General features: G+C 64.8%; 10 protein-coding genes, 3 rRNA genes and 3 pseudogenes. 11 read left to right on the plus strand and 5 right to left on the minus strand.

The annotated features are described in order from the left end of the window. Positions 1 to 55 precede the first annotated feature (55 nt). Together P1K32_RS13060 and P1K32_RS13065 are read right to left on the minus strand one after the other, a co-directional pair. A pseudogene (locus P1K32_RS13060) lies at positions 56 to 1,932 on the minus strand (molybdopterin biosynthesis protein). Next, on the minus strand, positions 1,929 to 3,140 hold the full coding sequence (locus P1K32_RS13065; RefSeq protein WP_276250156.1) for a molybdopterin molybdotransferase MoeA: 1,212 nt from the start codon (positions 3,138 to 3,140) through the stop codon (positions 1,929 to 1,931). The pseudogene P1K32_RS13060 and the gene P1K32_RS13065 overlap by 4 nt, the downstream one beginning before the upstream one ends. A gap of 69 nt (positions 3,141 to 3,209) precedes the next feature. On the opposite strand from P1K32_RS13065, the gene P1K32_RS13070 reads away from it, so the two are divergent. Beyond that, complete coding sequence (locus tag P1K32_RS13070; protein ID WP_276250157.1) at positions 3,210 to 3,359, plus strand: hypothetical protein; 150 nt, start codon at positions 3,210 to 3,212, stop codon at positions 3,357 to 3,359. Here P1K32_RS13070 and P1K32_RS13075 read toward each other — a convergent pair. Beyond that, the gene (locus P1K32_RS13075; protein ID WP_276250158.1) at positions 3,356 to 4,258 is read right to left on the minus strand and encodes a prenyltransferase; all 903 of its coding nucleotides are present in this window, start codon (positions 4,256 to 4,258) and stop codon (positions 3,356 to 3,358) included. The genes P1K32_RS13070 and P1K32_RS13075 overlap by 4 nt on opposite strands. 147 nt (positions 4,259 to 4,405) lie before the next feature. Between P1K32_RS13075 and P1K32_RS13080 the strand changes: the two genes are divergently transcribed. From P1K32_RS13080 to rrf, 5 genes are all read left to right on the plus strand, one after another. Further along, the gene (locus tag P1K32_RS13080) at positions 4,406 to 4,642 is read left to right on the plus strand and encodes a UPF0058 family protein (protein ID WP_220589383.1); all 237 of its coding nucleotides are present in this window, start codon (positions 4,406 to 4,408) and stop codon (positions 4,640 to 4,642) included. A gap of 180 nt (positions 4,643 to 4,822) precedes the next feature. Next, on the plus strand, positions 4,823 to 5,119 hold the full coding sequence (locus P1K32_RS13085) for a translation initiation factor eIF-1A (RefSeq protein WP_220589384.1): 297 nt from the start codon (positions 4,823 to 4,825) through the stop codon (positions 5,117 to 5,119). A gap of 639 nt (positions 5,120 to 5,758) precedes the next feature. Next, a 16S ribosomal RNA gene (locus P1K32_RS13090) occupies positions 5,759 to 7,229 on the plus strand. A 401-nt stretch (positions 7,230 to 7,630) separates the two neighbouring features. Further along, positions 7,631 to 10,559, plus strand: a 23S ribosomal RNA gene (locus P1K32_RS13095). A 134-nt stretch (positions 10,560 to 10,693) separates the two neighbouring features. After that, positions 10,694 to 10,816, plus strand: a 5S ribosomal RNA gene (gene rrf / locus P1K32_RS13100). The 16S, 23S and 5S rRNA genes sit together here, the layout of an rRNA operon. Before the next feature lie 110 nt (positions 10,817 to 10,926). Here the strand turns inward: rrf and P1K32_RS13105 are convergent. Beyond that, positions 10,927 to 13,002: a beta-glucosidase gene (locus tag P1K32_RS13105; RefSeq protein WP_276250159.1), complete on the minus strand. Its 2,076-nt coding sequence runs from the start codon at positions 13,000 to 13,002 to the stop codon at positions 10,927 to 10,929. Between the two features lie 97 nt (positions 13,003 to 13,099). Between P1K32_RS13105 and P1K32_RS13110 the strand changes: the two genes are divergently transcribed. From P1K32_RS13110 to P1K32_RS17805, 4 genes and pseudogenes are all read left to right on the plus strand, one after another. Then, positions 13,100 to 13,936, plus strand: coding sequence for a VOC family protein (locus P1K32_RS13110; RefSeq protein ID WP_276250160.1), 837 nt, complete (start codon positions 13,100 to 13,102; stop codon positions 13,934 to 13,936). A gap of 113 nt (positions 13,937 to 14,049) precedes the next feature. Further along, positions 14,050 to 14,700, plus strand: a complete 651-nt coding sequence (locus tag P1K32_RS13115) for an alpha/beta hydrolase (RefSeq protein WP_276250161.1) — start codon at positions 14,050 to 14,052, stop codon at positions 14,698 to 14,700. Positions 14,701 to 14,757: 57 nt separating this feature from the next. Further along, positions 14,758 to 15,590 (plus strand): annotated as a pseudogene (locus tag P1K32_RS13120) (DUF3179 domain-containing protein); the annotation flags it as partial. A 99-nt stretch (positions 15,591 to 15,689) separates the two neighbouring features. Beyond that, positions 15,690 to 15,881 (plus strand): annotated as a pseudogene (locus tag P1K32_RS17805) (hypothetical protein); the annotation flags it as partial. Here P1K32_RS17805 and P1K32_RS13130 read toward each other — a convergent pair. Beyond that, positions 15,882 to 16,310, minus strand: coding sequence for a CopG family ribbon-helix-helix protein (locus tag P1K32_RS13130; protein WP_276250163.1), 429 nt, complete (start codon positions 16,308 to 16,310; stop codon positions 15,882 to 15,884). 115 nt (positions 16,311 to 16,425) lie between these two features. Between P1K32_RS13130 and P1K32_RS13135 the strand changes: the two genes are divergently transcribed. After that, the gene (locus tag P1K32_RS13135) at positions 16,426 to 17,610 is read left to right on the plus strand and encodes a vWA domain-containing protein (protein WP_276250164.1); all 1,185 of its coding nucleotides are present in this window, start codon (positions 16,426 to 16,428) and stop codon (positions 17,608 to 17,610) included. The last annotated feature ends 8 nt before the right edge of the window (positions 17,611 to 17,618 follow it).

A 17,618-nucleotide genomic window follows, 5' to 3' on the forward strand; every position in this document is an offset into this window, starting at 1 on the left:
GTTCTGGTGTCATTGCCCACCGTAGGTGACCGGCCCTTGTGTGACTTTCTGCGAGCTACGCCTCGAACCCAGCGAGCGCCGCGGCGAGGTCGTCAAGCTCACCCAGCAGCGACCCCAGCCCCTCGACGCTTTCCTTCTCGGTCCGGTCCCGATTTGCGAGCACTCGGACACGCTCGGTCCCCAGCGGGACGAACTCGAGGTCGAGTTTCTCGGCCGTCGCCCGCAGGGCCAGGCCGGCGTCAGCCTCGCCGGCCGCGACCTTGCGGGCGGGGCTCTCGGTGGCGTCGGTCGTCAGGTCGTAGCCGTCGATAGCGCCGGTCACCGTCGCCACCGAGACCCCGCGGTCGTCGGCCACTCGCTCCAGTTCGGCGTCGAAACTTCCGTGCAGGCCCGACCCGCCGTCGCGGTTGACGAACCGATAGTCGCCGTCGACCAGCGCAGCGAGGTCGCCCACGTCGCTGTCGGGTGCGACGGCGAGTCCCCACTCGCGCGACCAGCCCCCAGCGCCTCGCCCGGCTCGTCGTCCGTTGCCGGCCCGGCGACGACGGCCACGTCTGGCACGCCATCGCGGAGGCGACGCCGGCCGTTTGCGGTCCCGGTGGGCAGGTAGCGGGGCGCCTCGATTCGGTCGAGCAGCCGGTTCCACAGCGGGTCGTCCTCGCCGACGCCGAACAGCGTCGGGACGCGTACGTCCGGCGAGAACAGCGTCACCTCGACGGTTCGGCCGGCAGGGAGGACCTCGGTGTCCGGGTCGATGGCGACGGTACCGTCCGCGTCGACAAGACTCGTCGTCGCGCCGCTGCCCTTGTCGACGGGGTAGACCAGCGTCGAGCCGTCGCCGCTCTCGACCAGGCCAACGGGCATGTACCGCAGCCGTCCCTCGGTGTAGCGCTCCTCGACCGCCATCTCGCCGGCGACCGTCGCTGTCCTGGGTTCGGATAGGCCTGCCGCGTCGCGAATCACGGGCGCGACGAAGGTCCGGAAGATGGTCAGCGCCGAGACGGGGTAGCCGGGCAGGCCGACGTAGGCCGACTCGCCGATAGTGCCGACGAGCATCGGTTTGCCGGGCTTGACCGCGACGCCGTGCAGTCGCAGGTCCCCCCGCTTCTCGATGACCCGGTAGATGACGTCGACGGCGCTGGCGCTGGTCGAGCCCGAGGAGCACACGAGGTCACACTCGTCGGCGGCCTCGTGGAGCAGCCCCTCCATCGCCTCGAAATCGTCGCCGGCGTGGGGGTAGAGTACGGGCTCGCCGCCGGCGTCCTCGACACCCGAGGCAATGGTGTAGCTGTTCACGTCGTAGATCTGGCCCGCCGCGCTGTCGAGCTCGTCGCCGGGCCGGACCAGTTCGTCCCCCGTGGAGATGATGCCGACGCGCGGGCGCGCCCGAACAGTCACCTCGTCGACGCCCAGCGCCGACAGCAGCCCGATCTCCCGGGCCGTGATACGGGTGCCCGGTCCGAGCGCTCGCGCGCCGGCGGCGATGTCCGCGCCGGCCAGCATGACGTGCTCGCCCGGCGTGACTGCGGTCCGTATCTCGACGCCGTCGTCGGTCGCCGTGGTCCGCTCGGCCATCACGACGGCGTCGGCGCCGTCGGGCATGACCGCACCGGTCGATATCTCGGCGGCGGTGCCGGGTTCGACTGTGACGTCCGGTTCCTCGCCAGCGTGGACCGTCCCCGCGAGGGTGAGGGTCTCCGGTGTCGCTTCGTCGGCCCCGAAGGTGTCCCGTGCCCGCACCGCGTAGCCGTCCATGCTCGCGCGGTCGAACCCGGGGACGTCGAGCGTGGCGTCGACCCGCTCGGCCAGCACCCTGTCACGAGCCTCGGCCAGCGCGACCGTCTCCGTCCCGGGGTCGACGTCGAGTGACTCGACGACGGTCCGGGCTTCCTCGGGGGTGGCAAGGTCGCGGAACTCTCGTCGGTCGCTCATCGACGCACCTCCCACTCCTCGACGGCGACGGTCGCGCCCTCAGCGTACCCCTCTCGTTCCTCGGGGAGGACGACCCAGCCGTCTGCCAGTGCCACGCTGGAAAGGACACCCGCGCCCTTCGTCCGGGTCGGCGTGGCCGTCACGCTCCCCTCGCCGTCTTCCTCCAGGGTCACCCGTGCGAACGTCCGGACGCCGGGCTCGCTGGGAAGCTTCCGTGCCAGGCGGGCCTCCGTCGTCGGTAGCGAGACCGCCGGGCGACGCCCGGCAGTCTCGACCGCCGGTCTGAGGAACTGGACGGCGTTGACGATACAGGCGACCGGGTAGCCCGGGAGCATCACCACTGGCGTCCCCTCGATGGCGCCCAGCGCGACCGGGTGGCCGGGCTCGAGCGCGACGCCGTGGACGAACACCTCGCCCAGCTCCGATACGACCTCCGGAACGATGTCGCGCTCGCCTACCGAGGTGCCGCCGGTCGTCACGACGACGTCGTGGTCGAGGTCGCGCTCGATGGCTGCTCGCAGTGCATCGGGGTCGTCGGTGACGACGTCGCGGTAGGTTGCCTCGCCGCCCCACCGCTCGACGTACTGGGTGACTGTCTGGCCGTTCGTCTCGATGATTTCACCGGGGTCGGGGTCTGACTGGACGAGCTCTTCGCCGGTCGGGATTACGCTCACGCGGGGGCGCTCGTACACCGCGACGGTCTCCAGCCCGACGGCTTTCAGCAGGCCCAGGTCCGAGGGTCTGAGCCGGTGGCCGGGTTCGAACAGCGCCTGCCCCTCGGCCACGTCCTCGCCGATTGGCCCGACGTTGCCGCCCTCGGGAACCGCCTCGAACACCGCGAGATCGTCGCCAGTCCGCTCGGTCGCCTCCACCATGACGACCGCGTCGGCACCCTCGGGGAGTTCCCTCCCGGTGTGGACCCGGGCTGCGGTCCCCGCCCGGACGCTGTCTGTGACCTGCAGCGAGGCCGGCGACCGCTCGGTCGCGCCGAAGGTGTCCCTCGCCCGGACCGCGTAGCCGTCCATCGCCGCTCGCTCGTAGTGGGGGACCTGGCGGTCGGCCGTGACGGCCGTCGCCACCACCCGGCCGTCGGCGTCCCGAAGCTCCACCCGTTCGGTCCGCTCCGTCGGTGTCACCGCTTCCAGCAACCGCTCTCTGGCCGCCGCCGTCCGGGTGTACTCCTCGAACCCTGCCCGGTTGTCGTCCATAGCTGCGCCGTCGGCCCGGGCGGACAAAAAGCCCGGTAGCCGTAACAGGCTTCGCCACGAAGTAGGGGCATGACGCTGCGCTGTCGACGCTGTGACGAGCTGCTCACCACCGGCCTCATCGCGACCCAGCAGCGACACTGCTGTCTCAACGACACGCCCATCGCGGGCGCGTGCCCGAACCACGGGCCGGTCGGGCCCCACGACGCCGTGGACAACTAGCTGAGCGCGAGCCACCACCACGCCGCCGTGCTCGCGCCCGCGTGGAGGACCATCGCACTCACCGCGGGGAACGGGGAGCGCTGCCGGGTGAGCACGACGCCGCCCCACACCAGCGACGGCAGCGCGAGCGACTGGGCCGCGACGACCGGGACCGGCAGCACCCGCCCGGCAAGCCCGATAGTAAGGAGGACCGCGACGCTCGCGAGCAGCCAGTACGCCCGTCGGAGTTCGGGTGCCGACCACCGGACGGCCAGCGTCCGCTTCCCGACCGCGGCGTCGGCCTGGCGGTCGGGCCAGTGGGTCGAAAGCAGATTACAGCCGACCAGTACGGTGAACGGCACCACCGCAAGCACCGTCGTCGGGGAGACGCGCCCGACGACTGCGACGCCGTACATGGGGAGTAGCGTCCCTCCGAGGGCGGCGTTGGTCAGTTCCCCAACGCCACGGCGCACCAGCGCGGCCGGCGGGAGCGAGTACGCCAGCCCCGCGACGGCGATAGCGACGAACAGTACGAGTGCGGTGGGGGACACCATCCCGGACCACCAGCCGGCCACGGCGCCGGCGATACCGACGACTGTCGCGACGCCAGCCGCCCGAGCGAGTAACTCCCGGCGGACACCGGTCCGCTCTACGGCGCCGCTCCCGCCGGAGAAGGGCGTCCGCTCGGTCATGCGGTCGGTCTCGACGTCGGCGTACTCGTTCGCGTAGTGGACCCCCAGCGCCACGGGAAGCAGGGCGGCGCCCCCGACCGCGACTGCCGGCCACGACACTGCGGTGGCTGTCAGTGCCCGTGCCATCCCGACCCCGTGTGCGTAGACGAGTGCGATGAGCGCGACCTGGCTCGGGCGCGCGGCCAGCCACAGCGCCCGGAACTGTCGCCCCACGATGGCAGTTCTCATGGCCGGTGTCCAAGTATCGCCGTTCGGGCGGCTCTCGTGTCTATTCTCTCCGATTTCGGTGAGACAGTACGACAACTACACCGATATATATTGGTAACAAGTGGCAAGATAATACTATAACCCTTCGTCTTCTAGGCGATACTATCCATGAAGAAGCAAGAGCTCATTCATCTTCACAGCCTTCTCGCACAGGTACAGCACCATTACGAAGCCGACACAGGGTCCGACGTCGAACACGACGAGTACGCAGACCTCGGTGTCAAGCCGACATCGATTCACAAATCGAAGACGGACCACAAAGCCGCCGTCTTTGCGCTCGCTGACGGTCTCACCGACGACATGGTCGCCGAGAGCGAGGAACCGCTGACGCTCGCTGCCGACTGAACTTCTCTCGACCCTGGCCGTACCATCACGCTCGACAGCCGCCGGCTTCGCCTCCGCTTGTGGCTCTCGGGGCCCCAGTGACGCCGCCAAGTGTCCGCGCGGCGTCGTCGAGCGGTGCCGTGTGGTACGCGCTATCGCAACTCTCAAATCACTTATACACAGTGAGCGCCTAGTACCGCTGTGAGCGAAGATACAGGGCGGCGGAACCTCCGCATGCCAAATAGCGATCAGTTGTTTGCAGTCGTAACCGAACACCTCGGTGGGAACCACGTCCGCCTCCAGTGCGAGGACGGCGAGACCCGCATGGGCCGAATCCCCGGCCGGATGAAGTTCCGGACCTGGATTAACGAGGAGGACATCGTCCTCGCGGAGCCGTGGGACTGGCAAGACGAGAAGGCCAACGTCGAGTGGCGCTACGACGGCCAGGACGCAGACCAGCTCCGTGCCGAAGGCCACCTCGATTCGCTGACTGCCTGAAGTACCTTTTCTGCAGTGTGTGCGACGGACGCGAGTCGTTTTTTCGAGGAGTGACACGGCAGCCACTGGCGAGTCGTGGCGGTCCGCCCGCGCTGCTCGGGAGCGTTTGTCTCTCAATAGCTCCGGTCGCCAGCTGGCTCCGAACGGTCCGGCGACCACTCGTCTAATCTTGCTGACTACTAATCGTGGCACAACGCCGCTGTCTGTCGGTTAGGTGTGTGACGAACTCACGTCACGTGTGCGCCGTGTGGGGCCGGCACAGGGCGCCTTCGAGACGAGTCATTTATGTATACCCCTCCCATCGGATATGATGCGAAGGACGCCCCGGGCAGCGTGCTCGGGTCGACGGCTCGACGACCCACCTGGGTGGTCGGGTGTTCGCTCAGAGCGCATGGCCGCTTGCGCGGCTTCCGCTCGCACCATGAGGATTCCACCCCTGCGGTCCGCCGTCAAGATGGAATCTGATGTGAGCCCACGGACCCATGCAGTAGTCAACACTGGCGTAGGAACCAGTGTGTTCTACTGCCTGTTGTAACAAACTGAAGGAATTCGCTCTGCGAATATCTTCACGCCTTACAACCGGCAGTAGTTAGCTTCCGACGGAGTGCAACCACTTCCGCCGCTGATGTATATCAGCACATTCCGGTTGATCCTGCCGGAGGCCATTGCTATCGGAGTCCGATTTAGCCATGCTAGTCGCACGAACTTAGATTCGTGGCATATAGCTCAGTAACACGTGGCCAAACTACCCTACAGACCGCAATAACCTCGGGAAACTGAGGCCAATAGCGGATATCACTCTCACGCTGGAGTGCAGAGAGTGAGAAACGTTCCGGCGCTGTAGGATGTGGCTGCGGCCGATTAGGTAGATGGTGGGGTAACGGCCCACCATGCCCATAATCGGTACAGGTTGTGACAGCAAGAGCCTGGAGACGGTATCTGAGACAAGATACCGGGCCCTACGGGGCGCAGCAGGCGCGAAACCTTTACACTGCACGACAGTGCGATAGGGGGACTCCGAGTGCGAGGGCATATAGTCCTCGCTTTTCTGAACCGTAAGGTGGTTCAGGAACAAGTGCTGGGCAAGACCGGTGCCAGCCGCCGCGGTAATACCGGCAGCACGAGTGATGGCCGATATTATTGGGCCTAAAGCGTCCGTAGCTTGCTGTGTAAGTCCATTGGGAAATCCACGCGCTCAACGCGTGGGCGTCCGGTGGAAACTGCACGGCTTGGGGCCGAGAGACTCGACGGGTACGTCCGGGGTAGGAGTGAAATCCTGTAATCCTGGACGGACCACCGATGGGGAAACCACGTCGAGAGACCGGACCCGACAGTGAGGGACGAAAGCCAGGGTCTCGAACCGGATTAGATACCCGGGTAGTCCTGGCTGTAAACGATGCTCGCTAGGTATGTCACGCGCCATGAGCACGTGATGTGCCGTAGTGAAGACGATAAGCGAGCCGCCTGGGAAGTACGTCCGCAAGGATGAAACTTAAAGGAATTGGCGGGGGAGCACCACAACCGGAGGAGCCTGCGGTTTAATTGGACTCAACGCCGGACATCTCACCGGTCCCGACAACAGTAACGACGGTCAGTTTGACGAACTTACCCGAGCTGTTGAGAGGAGGTGCATGGCCGCCGTCAGCTCGTACCGTGAGGCGTCCTGTTAAGTCAGGCAACGAGCGAGACCCGCACTTCTAGTTGCCAGCAACACCCCTGTGGTGGTTGGGTACACTAGGAGGACTGCCATTGCTAAAATGGAGGAAGGAACGGGCAACGGTAGGTCAGTATGCCCCGAATGGACCGGGCAACACGCGGGCTACAATGGCTGTGACAGAGGGATGCAACGCCGAGAGGCGAAGCTAATCTCTAAACGCAGTCGTAGTTCGGATTGCGGGCTGAAACTCGCCCGCATGAAGCTGGATTCGGTAGTAATCGCGTATCATAAGTGCGCGGTGAATACGTCCCTGCTCCTTGCACACACCGCCCGTCAAAGCACCCGAGTGGGGTCCGGATGAGGCCACCATGCGGTGGTCGAATCTGGGCTCCGCAAGGGGGCTTAAGTCGTAACAAGGTAGCCGTAGAGGAATCTGCGGCTGGATCACCTCCTACTGACCGGGATTGGGGCTCTGCCCCAACCCACCTTCACTTGGTCGCTGTTTACAGCGACCAACTGGCATTGACTGGTGACCACAAGTCACCGTGAGTCGGAAGCAACTCCGACTACTGCATGGGCCCGCTGGGCTCACATGACCTCTCCGAGTCGGACCCCCTCACGGGGGCGCCGGGTGCAACTCCCGGCGGGTCCGTACGACGTAGCACGCTCGAACCGAGCCCCTTAAGTGTGGGACGGCGCTCGAACGTGATACGACGACAGATGCACCATCCCGGGTAAAACCGAGGTTGGGAAGGGTCGATTCGCCCACCATCTACCACCTTGGGGGCGAGTATGAAACCGCGTGTACGTGCGATCCAGGCGTCCACTGGACTCGTTCAGTTATACGAGTCACAACGACGTTGGCTACTATGCCAGCTGGTGGATTGCTCGGCTCGAGAGCTGAAGAAGGACGTGCCAAGCTGCGAAAAGCCTGAGGGAGCCGCACGGAGGCTAAGAACTCAGGATTTCCGAATGAGAATCTCTTCAACAATTGCTTCGCGCAATGAGGAACCCCGAGAACTGAAACATCTCAGTATCGGGAGGACAAGAAAACGCAACGTGATGTCGTCAGTAACCGCGAGTGAACGCGATACAGCCCAAACCGAAGGTCTCACGACCAATGTGGTGTTTGGACTGACTCTCAGCAGCAGACCATTTCGAAGAAGTCCCTTGGAACAGGGCGTGATACAGGGTGACAACCCCGTACTCGAAATCAGTACGTTGTGCGTCAGTTCCGGAGTAGCGGGGGTTGGAAATCCCTCGCGAACATAGCAGGCATCGACTGCTAAGGCTAAACACTCCTCGAGACCGATAGTGCACAAGTAGTGTGAACGAACGCTGCAAAGTACCCTCAGAAGGGAGGTGAAATAGAGCATGAACTCAGTTGGCGATGGAGCGACAGGGCATACAAGGTCCCTTGACGAATGACCGAGACGCGAGTCTCCAGTAAGACTCACGGGAAGCCGATGTTCTGTCGTACGTTTTGAAAAACGAGCCAGGGAGTGTGTCTGTATGGCAAGTCTAACCCGAGCATCGGGGGAGGCACAGGGAAACCGACATGGCCGCAGTCTTACGACGAGGGCCGCCGTCTTCAAGGGCGGGGAGCCACACTGACACGACCCGAATCCGGACGATCTACGCATGGACAAGGTGAAGCGTGCCGAAAGGCACGTGGAGGCCTGTTAGAGTTGGTGTCCTACAATACCCTCTCGTGATCTATGTGTAGGGGTGAAAGGCCCATCGAGTCCGGCAACAGCTGGTTCCAATCGAAACATGTCGAAGCATGACCTCCGCCGAGGTAGTTCGTGGGGTAGAGCGACCGATTGGTGTGACCGCCTCCGAGAGGAGTCGGCACACCTGTCAAACTCCAAACCTACGAACGCTGTTTGACGCGGGGATTCCGGTGTGCGGGGTAAGCCTGTGCACCAGGAGGGGAACAACCCAGAGATAGGTTAAGGTCCCCAAGTGTGGATTAAGTGTAATCCTCTGAAGGTGGTCTCGAGCCCTAGACAGCCGGGAGGTGAGCTTAGAAGCAGCTACCCTCTAAGAAAAGCGTAACAGCTTACCGGCCGAGGTTTGAGGCGCCCAAAATGATCGGGACTCAAATCCACCACCGAGACCTATCCGTGCCCTTTATCGGGCAATCGAGTAGATTGGCGCTCTAATTGGATGGAAGCAGGGGTGAGAATTCCTGTGGACCGATTAGTGACGAAAATCCTGGCCATAGTAGCAGCGATAGTCGGGTGAGAACCCCGACGGCCTAATGGATAAGGGTTCCTCAGCACTGCTGATCAGCTGAGGGTTAGCCGGTCCTAAGTCATACCGTAACTCGACTATGACGAAATGGGAAACGGGTTAATATTCCCGTGCTATCATACATCCAAAGCTGACGCCCTGGGGTCGACCATGCCGGGCTTTCGCCCGGTCGAATCGTCAAACTCCGTGGAAGCCGTAATGGCACGAAGCGGACGAACGGCGAGATAGAGAAATATGGTTCAACCTGGGGCCCGTGAAAAGGCGAGTATGATATCCGTACCGAGAACCGACACAGGTGTCCATAGCGGCGAAAGCTAAGGCCTGTCGGGAGCAACCGACGTTAGGGAATTCGGCAAGTTAGTCCCGTACCTTCGGAATAAGGGATGCCTGCTCCGGAACGGAGCAGGTCGCAGTGACTCGGATGCTCGGACTGTCTAGTAACAACACAGGTGACTGCAAATCCGCAAGGACTCGTACAGTCACTGAATCCTGCCCAGTGCAGGTATCTGAACACCTCGTACAAGAGGACGAAGGACCTGTCAACGGCGGGGGTAACTATGACCCTCTTAAGGTAGCGTAGTACCTTGCCGCATCAGTAGCGGCTTGCATGAATGGATTAACCAGAGCATCACTGTCCCAACGTTGGGCCCGGTGAACTGTACATTCCAGTGCGGAGTCTGGAGACACCCAGGGGGAAGCGAAGACCCTATGGAGCTTTACTGCAGGCTGTCGCTGAGACGTGGTCGCCGATGTGCAGCATAGGTAGGAGCCATTACACAGGTACCCGCGCTAGCGGGCCACCGAGGCAACAGTGAAATACTACCCGTCGGTGACTGCGACTCTCACTCCGGGAGGAGGACACCGGTAGCCGGGCAGTTTGACTGGGGCGGTACGCGCTCGAAAAGATATCGAGCGCGCCCTAAGGTCATCTCAGCCGGGACAGAGACCCGGCGAAGAGTGCAAGAGCAAAAGATGACTTGACAGTGTTCTTCCCAACGAGGAACGCTGACGCGAAAGCGTGGTCTAGCGAACCAATTAGCCTGCTTGATGCGGGCAATTGATGACAGAAAAGCTACCCTAGGGATAACAGAGTCGTCACTCGCAAGAGCACATATCGACCGAGTGGCTTGCTACCTCGATGTCGGTTCCCTCCATCCTGCCCGTGCAGAAGCGGGCAAGGGTGAGGTTGTTCGCCTATTAAAGGAGGTCGTGAGCTGGGTTTAGACCGTCGTGAGACAGGTCGGCTGCTATCTACTGGGTGTGTAATGGTGTCTGACAAGAACGATCGTATAGTACGAGAGGAACTACGATTGGCTGCCACTGGTGTACCGGTTGTTCGAGAGAGCACGTGCCGGGTAGCCACGCAGCACGGGGTAAGAGCTGAACGCATCTAAGCTCGAAACCCACTTGGAAAAGAGACACCGCCGAGAGTCCGCGTAGAAGACGCGGTCGATAGACTTGGGGTGTACGCGCCGAGGTAACGAGGCGTTTAGCCCACGAGCACTAACAACTCAAAGCCATCATTCATACGCACTGTGACTCGATTCACCGACGATTATCTCGTCGACTGACCGAGTCCAGGCGCAAACTGGATCGCACGTACTGAAACATCTGCCAACTGAGAGCGGTATACCATCACGGTTCGACTCCGTGACTCAGCGTTAGGCGGCCATAGCGGTGAGGTTGCCTCCCGTACCCATCCCGAACACGGAAGATAAGCTCACCAGCGTTTCGGCGAGTACTGGAGTGCGCGAGCCTCTGGGAAATCCGATTCGCCGCCACCATTCATTCACTTTCAGCCTTCCGAGGAGAGTCGTCTCTCTCCCCGGAGGGCTTTTCGTATTTACGCAGAGTGGCTACGCCGTCGTTCCGTAGTTTCCCTCGACGGCTTCAGTTAGCGGTCGATGTCGGCCGTGCTACGCACGTCTACAACGGAGCGGCCGACTTCGACCGTGTAGCGACCGCTGTCGACGGTCCAGCCGTCGTCGTACCGCGAGAAGGCGAGCTCGTCGAGGGCGAGCGTAACGGTCCGTGACTCGCCGGCGTCGAGTGCGACGGGTTGGGCGCCGGCGAACTCACGCTCCGGACGGTCGATTCCATCGACAGCAGGCGGTCGCACGTACGCCTGGACGACCTCGTGGCCGGCCGTGTCACCGACGTTCTCCACAGTGACCTCGACAGTGGCATCGCTGACGGCTGTCGCGGCGCCGTACTCGAAGGTAGTGTAGGAGTGGCCGTGACCGAAGGGGTAGGTCGACTCGTCGTCGCTCGCGTCGAAGTGGCGGTAGCCGACGAAGACGCCCTCGTCGTAGTGGGCGACGTCGTCCACGCCGGGGAAGCGGCGTTCGTCGCTCGTCGGATAGGACCCCTCGGGGGCGAACGTGACGGGGAGACGCCCGCTGGGGTCGCGGTCGCCGTAGAGGACGTCGGCAAGCGCTGCGCCGTCGGCCTGGCCGGGGTACCACTGCTCTATGACGGCGGCGACGTCGTCGCGCCAGGGAGTTTCGACCGGCCCGCCGGTTCGGAGGACGACGACTGTCCGGTCGTTGGCGGTGGCGACTGCCTTGATAAGTTCGTCCTGGCGCCCGGGGAGTGCGAGGCTGTCGCGGTCACGCGCCTCGGTGGTCGCGTCGCGCACGCAGACTATCGCAACGTCGGCGTCCTCGGCGGCCGCGACGGCGGCGTCGAGCGAGGGGTCTTCCTTGGGTCCGTCGTCGTCGGTTTCGTGGCCGCTGTCGACGAACGGCAGGAGGTCGAACAGCGAGACGTTCTCTATCTCCGGAATCCCGCGCGCGCTCGTGACGGTTCCGCCGGCACGGTCCGTGAGGCCGTCGACGGGGCTGACCGAGTGGAACGGCGTCGTCTCCGAGGAGCCCCCGCCGCCGAGCTTAGCGTCGTGGACGTGGGGTCCGACGAGTGCCACGTCGGCGTCGTCAGCCAGCGGCAGGACGCCGTCGTTCTCGAGCAGGACGGTCCCGCGGGCGGCGATGTCCCGCGCGAGGTCGCGGTGGCGCTCGCTGTCCAGTTCGCCGGGACGGTCGCGGCCGTCCAGCAGGCCGATGCGGGCCATCTGCCCGAGGACACGACGGACCTTGTCGTCCAGCCGGTCTGCCGGGACCGACCCGTCGTCGATGGCAGCGGCGAGTGGGTCGCCGAAGAGGCCGGCGCGGCTGCCGTCGGGGATGCCGTCGGGCCACTCGAACTCCTCGTCGGGGTCGTCGGGGCCCGACGGGACGCCGGGCATCTCCACGTCGAGGCCGGCGTTGGCCGCGCCGACGGTCGATTCGAGGCCGTACCAGTCGGAGACGACGTAGCCCGCAAAGCCCCACTCGTCTTTGAGTACGTCACCGACCAGGCGTTCGTGGTCGCTCATGTGGGTGCCGTTGACGCGGTTGTACGCGGTCATCACCGAGCTGACGCCGGCCTCGACGGCGGCGCGGAAGGGCGGGAGATACAGCTCCCGGAGGGTGCGCTCGTCGACGTCGGCGCTGACGGTCGTGCGGCCCGTCTCCTGATTGTTGGCGACGAAGTGTTTCACCGTCGCTAGCACGTCCTCGGATTCGATGCCGGCGACGAGTGCGCGGCCGAGGTCGCTGGCGAGCACCGGGTCCTCAGAGAGATACTCGAAGTTCCGACCGCAGTGGGGGACACGGAGCACGTTCACCCCGGGTGCCAGCAGTGCGTCCTGGTCGTGCGCGCGGGCCTCGCGGGCCATCGCAGCCCCCTGTTCGCGAGCGAGGTCGGGGTCGAACGTCGCGGCGGCGGCGAGCGTGGCGGGGAAGGCCGTCGACCGTTCGCCCTCGGCGCGGATGCCCAGCGGCCCGTCGACGAGCCGCAGCGGCGGCACGTCGAGGCGCGGGACGCCGGGGAGGTAGCCGGTCGCGGTTCCCTCGGGGTCTTCTGCCCCGCAGACGAGCGCGAGTTTCTCCGTGCGGGTCAGCTCGGCGACGAGCGAGTCGATGTCGGCCATGTAATATCAACGGTGGGTGCGGAGACCGGAAAGTCGTTGGGGCACCGTCGTTCTGGCCGACACAATCGCTATCTGTGTTTCCCCCCGAAGCCCAGATATGGATGACGACAGGCTTCCGGCGGCAACGGGCGTCGGTCGCGTCGCGCTGACCGTCGGGGACCTGGGCAAGGTGGCCGAGTTCTACGAGTCTGTGGTGGGTCTGATGGTTCACGAGCGGGCGGGCGAGCGCGCGATACTGGGCGACAGTGAGACGGCGCTGCTGGAACTCCGAGCGGACCGGAGCGCACCCGAACGACCGCGGTCGGCGGCGGGGCTCTTCCACACTGCGTTTCGGGTCCCCTCTCGGGCTGGGCTGGGTGACGCGCTGGAGCGACTCGACGCCCGGTGGCAGCTTTCGGGGGCCTCGGACCACCTCGTCAGTGAGGCACTGTACTGCCGGGACCCGGAGGGAAACGGTGTCGAAATATATCGGGACCGTCCGCGGTCGGTGTGGGAGGAGACACCGGACGGCGAGGTCCGGATGGCGACGGAGCCGCTGGACGCGACCGGCGTTCGGGAGGCAGCGAACGGTTCGGATGCGGTACCAGCCGGAACCGACGTGGGCCACGTCCACCTGGAGGTGACCGACCTCGACGCCGCCCGCGCGTTCTACGCTGACGCGCTGGGCATGACCGTCCGGACCACCTACGACGGCGCGTGCTTCCTCGCGGCGGGTGCGTACCACCACCACGTCGGGGTGAACGTCTGGAACGGGCGGTCGACGCCGGCGGGCGGGCGTGGCCTCGACTGGTACGAACTCCGTCTGCCGACCGACGCGGCGATCACCGAGGCGCGCGAGCGACTCGACCGGGCTGGGTACGCCCTCGAGGTGACCGCGGACGGGGTTCGGGTCACGGACCCGGACGGTATCGCCCTCCGCCTAACGAGCCGGTAGCGCTCGTGTTACCGGCCACTCAAATGGATAGCCGGCGTTAGCACGCGTATGACTCGCAGTGTCGCCCGCAGGGCTAGGTACCGACCGACGAACGCGACGGCCGGGAGGTCCGCATGACCGACGGACCACATCAGGACCAACAGCTCGTCACCGCCGGCACGCCGCTGGAGGAGGCGACGGCGGCGATGATCCTCGTCCACGGGCGGGGCGCGACGGCGCGGAGCATCGTCCAGATGGGCGAGGAGGTCCACCGCGATGGCGTGGCGCTGCTTGCCCCCCAGGCCGCACGTAACACCTGGTATCCCAACTCCTTCCTGGCGCCCGTCGAGCGCAACGAGCCGGGGCGCAGTTCTGGGTTGCAGGCCGTCGACGACGCCGTCTACGAGGCGGCCGAGGCCGGTATCGACCGCGAGCGCGTCCTCCTGCTGGGTTTCTCACAGGGCGCGTGTCTCGCAAGCGAGTACGTCGCGCGCAATCCCCGGCGATACGGCGGGCTGGTGGTGCTATCGGGCGGACTCATCGGCGAGACGGTCGACCCGACGAGCTACGACGGGGACATCGAGGGGACGCCGGTGTTCGTCGGCTGTAGCGACGTCGACCCGCACATCCCGCTGGAACGAGTAACGGAGACGAGCGAAGCGTTCGAGCTGCTGAACGGCGACGTCGACGAGCGTATCTACGAGGGGATGGGTCACGGCGTCAACGAGGACGAGCTCGAGGCGGTGGCCGAGCTGGTCGCCGGGCTGGTCGGTGAGGAAGCCTAAACCCGGTTACTGAGGGGTCACCGCGAGATTTTGTGGACGACCGGCGTACGTGTGAGTATGGAACGCACACGCCGGGCCTGGCTCGAGACGCTGGGGGCGGCCGGCGCGGCCGCCCTCGCCGGCTGTAGTGGGGGAGTCGTCGACGGACTGTCCGACGGGAGGACACCGAGCGGGCCGGGCCCACCGGTGTCCGAGGGCGAGCTCTACATCGGCCACGAACTCGACGCGCTGAACGAGAACATCACGGACGGCGGCGTCCCGAAAGACGGCATTCCGGCCGTGGACGAGCCGACGTTCCAGCCGGCCGAGGCAGCGTCGCTCGCCGACGACGACGTGGTGTATGGCGTCGAATGGGACGGTGAGGCGAAGGCCTACCCGCAGTACATCCTCGTCCACCACGAAATCGTCAACGACACCGTCAGGGGCGACCCGGTCGCGGTGACGTGCTGTCCGCTCACCGGCACCGCGCAGGGATTCGAGCACGGGGAGACGAACTTCGGCGTCTCCGGACGGCTCGTCAACTCCAACCTGACGATGTACGACCGGGACACCGACAGCTGGTGGCCCCAGATGGTCGCAACGGCGATACGGGGGCCCGGGAAGGGCGAGACGCTCGAGGAGTTCCGGGTCGTCTAGACGACCTGGGGCGAGTGGCGGGCGGCGTACCCGGACACCGTCGTGCTCACCGAGGAGACGGGGTTCCAGCGCCGCTACGGCTCTGACCCGTACGGCCAGTACAACCCGCCGCGGGCTACTACGCGAACGAGGAGACGCTGTTCGAGCCGCTGGTGTCGGACGACCGCGCGCCGCCAAAGCGGGTCGTCATCGGGACGCGACCGCTCGCGGGCGCGCTCGCGTTCGATAAAGCATCCTTGCTCTCCGAGCGCGTGCTGACGGGCGCCATCGACGGGACCGACCACGTCGCCGTGGCGGATTCGACACGCTCGACGGGGTACGTCTACGCGAACCCCGACAGTATCGGGGTCGAGCCCGCCGACGGCGCGGCCGCGGGACTACCGGGCATCCTCTCGGGGTTTGCCTGCTGCGGCCCGACAGTACTCATCGTTCTTGGCCTGCAGGCGAGCGCGACCGTCCTGACGCTGTTCCAGTGGCTGCTGCCCCTGACCGTGCTCGCGCTGGTCGGGACGTTGCTGTGGGTCGGTCGGAAGGTGGAGGGCTGACTATTCGATATCGGTGAACGTCCCGAACTCGTCGACGGGGACGACCGAGTAGTCGATGTTCAGCGTGTCCTTGGTCGCGCGGATTTTGCCGACGAACGTCGATATCTCTTCGAGCGTTCCCTCCAGGACGAACAGCTCCATACAGCGGTGTTCACCGACGTGGCTGTGGAAGTTCGAGGCGACCAGCCCCTCGTGTTCGTGGCGCAGGTGCATCATCTTCTCCTCGACGGCGGTGGTGTCGTAGTCGAACAGGACGGTGACGATACCCATCAGCTCCCGTCCTTCGAGGCGCTTGTCCTCGAACTCGCCGAGCAGATTACGGCTGGCCTCGCGGATAATCTCGCTGCGGCCGGTGTAGCCGTGTTCCTCGGCGAACTCGTCGATGCGTTCGAGGAGCGATTCGGGCATGGAGACGCTGACGACGGTCATATATTAAGAAAAGGGGATAATCCTATTAAGGATTATTGAAGGTCCACCGTTTGCGGAGTTTTCACCACCTACGGAGGGAAAACTTATAACTAGCTCTCAAGATGGACCTAGCAGTATGACAGCGAACGTCGTGACCGACGTGAACCGACCGTACGTTCCCGCCGGTGGAGCGAAGCTGACCGCCGAAATCGAAGTCGAACCCGGCGAGCAGGACGTAGAGCCCGTCCGGCACATCGCGCTCTGTATCGATTCGAGCGGCTCGATGTACGAGGGCGGAAACATGGACCGCGCTCGCGGCGGGGCCGAGTGGGTGTTTGGCCTGCTCAACGACGACGACTACGTCTCCATCGTGGCCTTTGACACCGAGGTCGACGTGGTGCTTGACGCGACCCGCTGGGGCGATATCTCCCGTGAAGACGCCGTCGAGAAGGTCCACGACATTCAGGCCGGTGGTGGGACTGACATGTACCAGGGGCTGCAGGCCGCGGCAGACACGCTCAAAGACCTGCCGTCGGACGAGAACACCGCGCGTCGCGTCCTGCTGCTTTCCGACGGGAAGGACAACACCCACGACCCGCCGGCGTTCGAGACGCTCGCCCGCGAGATAGACAGCGCCGGCATCCGAATCAAATCGGCGGGTATCGGCGAGGACTACCGCAGCGAGACCATCCGAAAGCTGGGCAGCGTCGCCCGCGGCGACTGGACGCATCTGCAGGCCTCGGGCGACATCGAGCAGTTCTTCGGCGACGCGGTCGAGGAGGCCGGCAGCGTCGTCGCCCCCGACGCCGAACTCGAACTCGACATCGCCGACGGCGTCGAGGTCAGTGAGGTGTACCGCGCCCTGCCCCAGACACAGGAGGTCTCGCCGGAGTGGGAGGCAAACAGCGCCGTCATCAAGCTGCCCGACCTGCTGGACCGGGAGACCCAGCGGGTGGTCCTGAAGATTCACGCACCAGCGCGACCGCTGGGCGAGCATCGGCTCGCGGACGTGACGCTTACGGCCGGCGGCGAGACGGCGACGGCGACCCTCTCCGTGGAGTACAGCGACGACGAGGAGCTGCTCCAGCAGCACAACGAGGAGATAGATATCGACCACAAACAGACCGTCATCCAGACCGAGCTGGGCAAGGGCAACGTCGCCGAGGCCCAGACCCAGATCGAGCAGATGACCCGGATTCACGGGGCCGATACGGAGGCCGTCCAGTCCGCCGAGCGCCAGACCCAGATCGTCATGGAGGGCGGCCGCGAGGAGCAGAGCCGGGCCACGAAGATAGTCACAGACGAGGGCATCCAGAAGTGACAGCGCCG

Origin of the sequence: Haloarcula rara, assembly GCF_029338235.1 — an archaeon.
In the GTDB taxonomy this organism is placed as follows: domain Archaea; phylum Halobacteriota; class Halobacteria; order Halobacteriales; family Haloarculaceae; genus Haloarcula; species Haloarcula rara.

Bases quoted from the DNA above. Each gene is read 5' to 3' on its own strand.
- P1K32_RS13135 (WP_276250164.1), top strand. From the start codon at position 16,426: ATGACAGCGAACGTCGTGACCGACGTGAACCGACCGTACGTTCCCGCC.
- P1K32_RS13080 (WP_220589383.1), top strand. From the start codon at position 4,406: ATGAAGAAGCAAGAGCTCATTCATCTTCACAGCCTTCTCGCACAGGTA.
- P1K32_RS13105 (WP_276250159.1), bottom strand. From the start codon at position 13,002: ATGGCCGACATCGACTCGCTCGTCGCCGAGCTGACCCGCACGGAGAAA.
- P1K32_RS13110 (WP_276250160.1), top strand. From the start codon at position 13,100: ATGGATGACGACAGGCTTCCGGCGGCAACGGGCGTCGGTCGCGTCGCG.
- P1K32_RS13065 (WP_276250156.1), bottom strand. From the start codon at position 3,140: ATGGACGACAACCGGGCAGGGTTCGAGGAGTACACCCGGACGGCGGCG.
- P1K32_RS13070 (WP_276250157.1), top strand. From the start codon at position 3,210: ATGACGCTGCGCTGTCGACGCTGTGACGAGCTGCTCACCACCGGCCTC.
- P1K32_RS13075 (WP_276250158.1), bottom strand. From the start codon at position 4,258: ATGAGAACTGCCATCGTGGGGCGACAGTTCCGGGCGCTGTGGCTGGCC.
- P1K32_RS13130 (WP_276250163.1), bottom strand. From the start codon at position 16,310: ATGACCGTCGTCAGCGTCTCCATGCCCGAATCGCTCCTCGAACGCATC.
- P1K32_RS13115 (WP_276250161.1), top strand. From the start codon at position 14,050: ATGACCGACGGACCACATCAGGACCAACAGCTCGTCACCGCCGGCACG.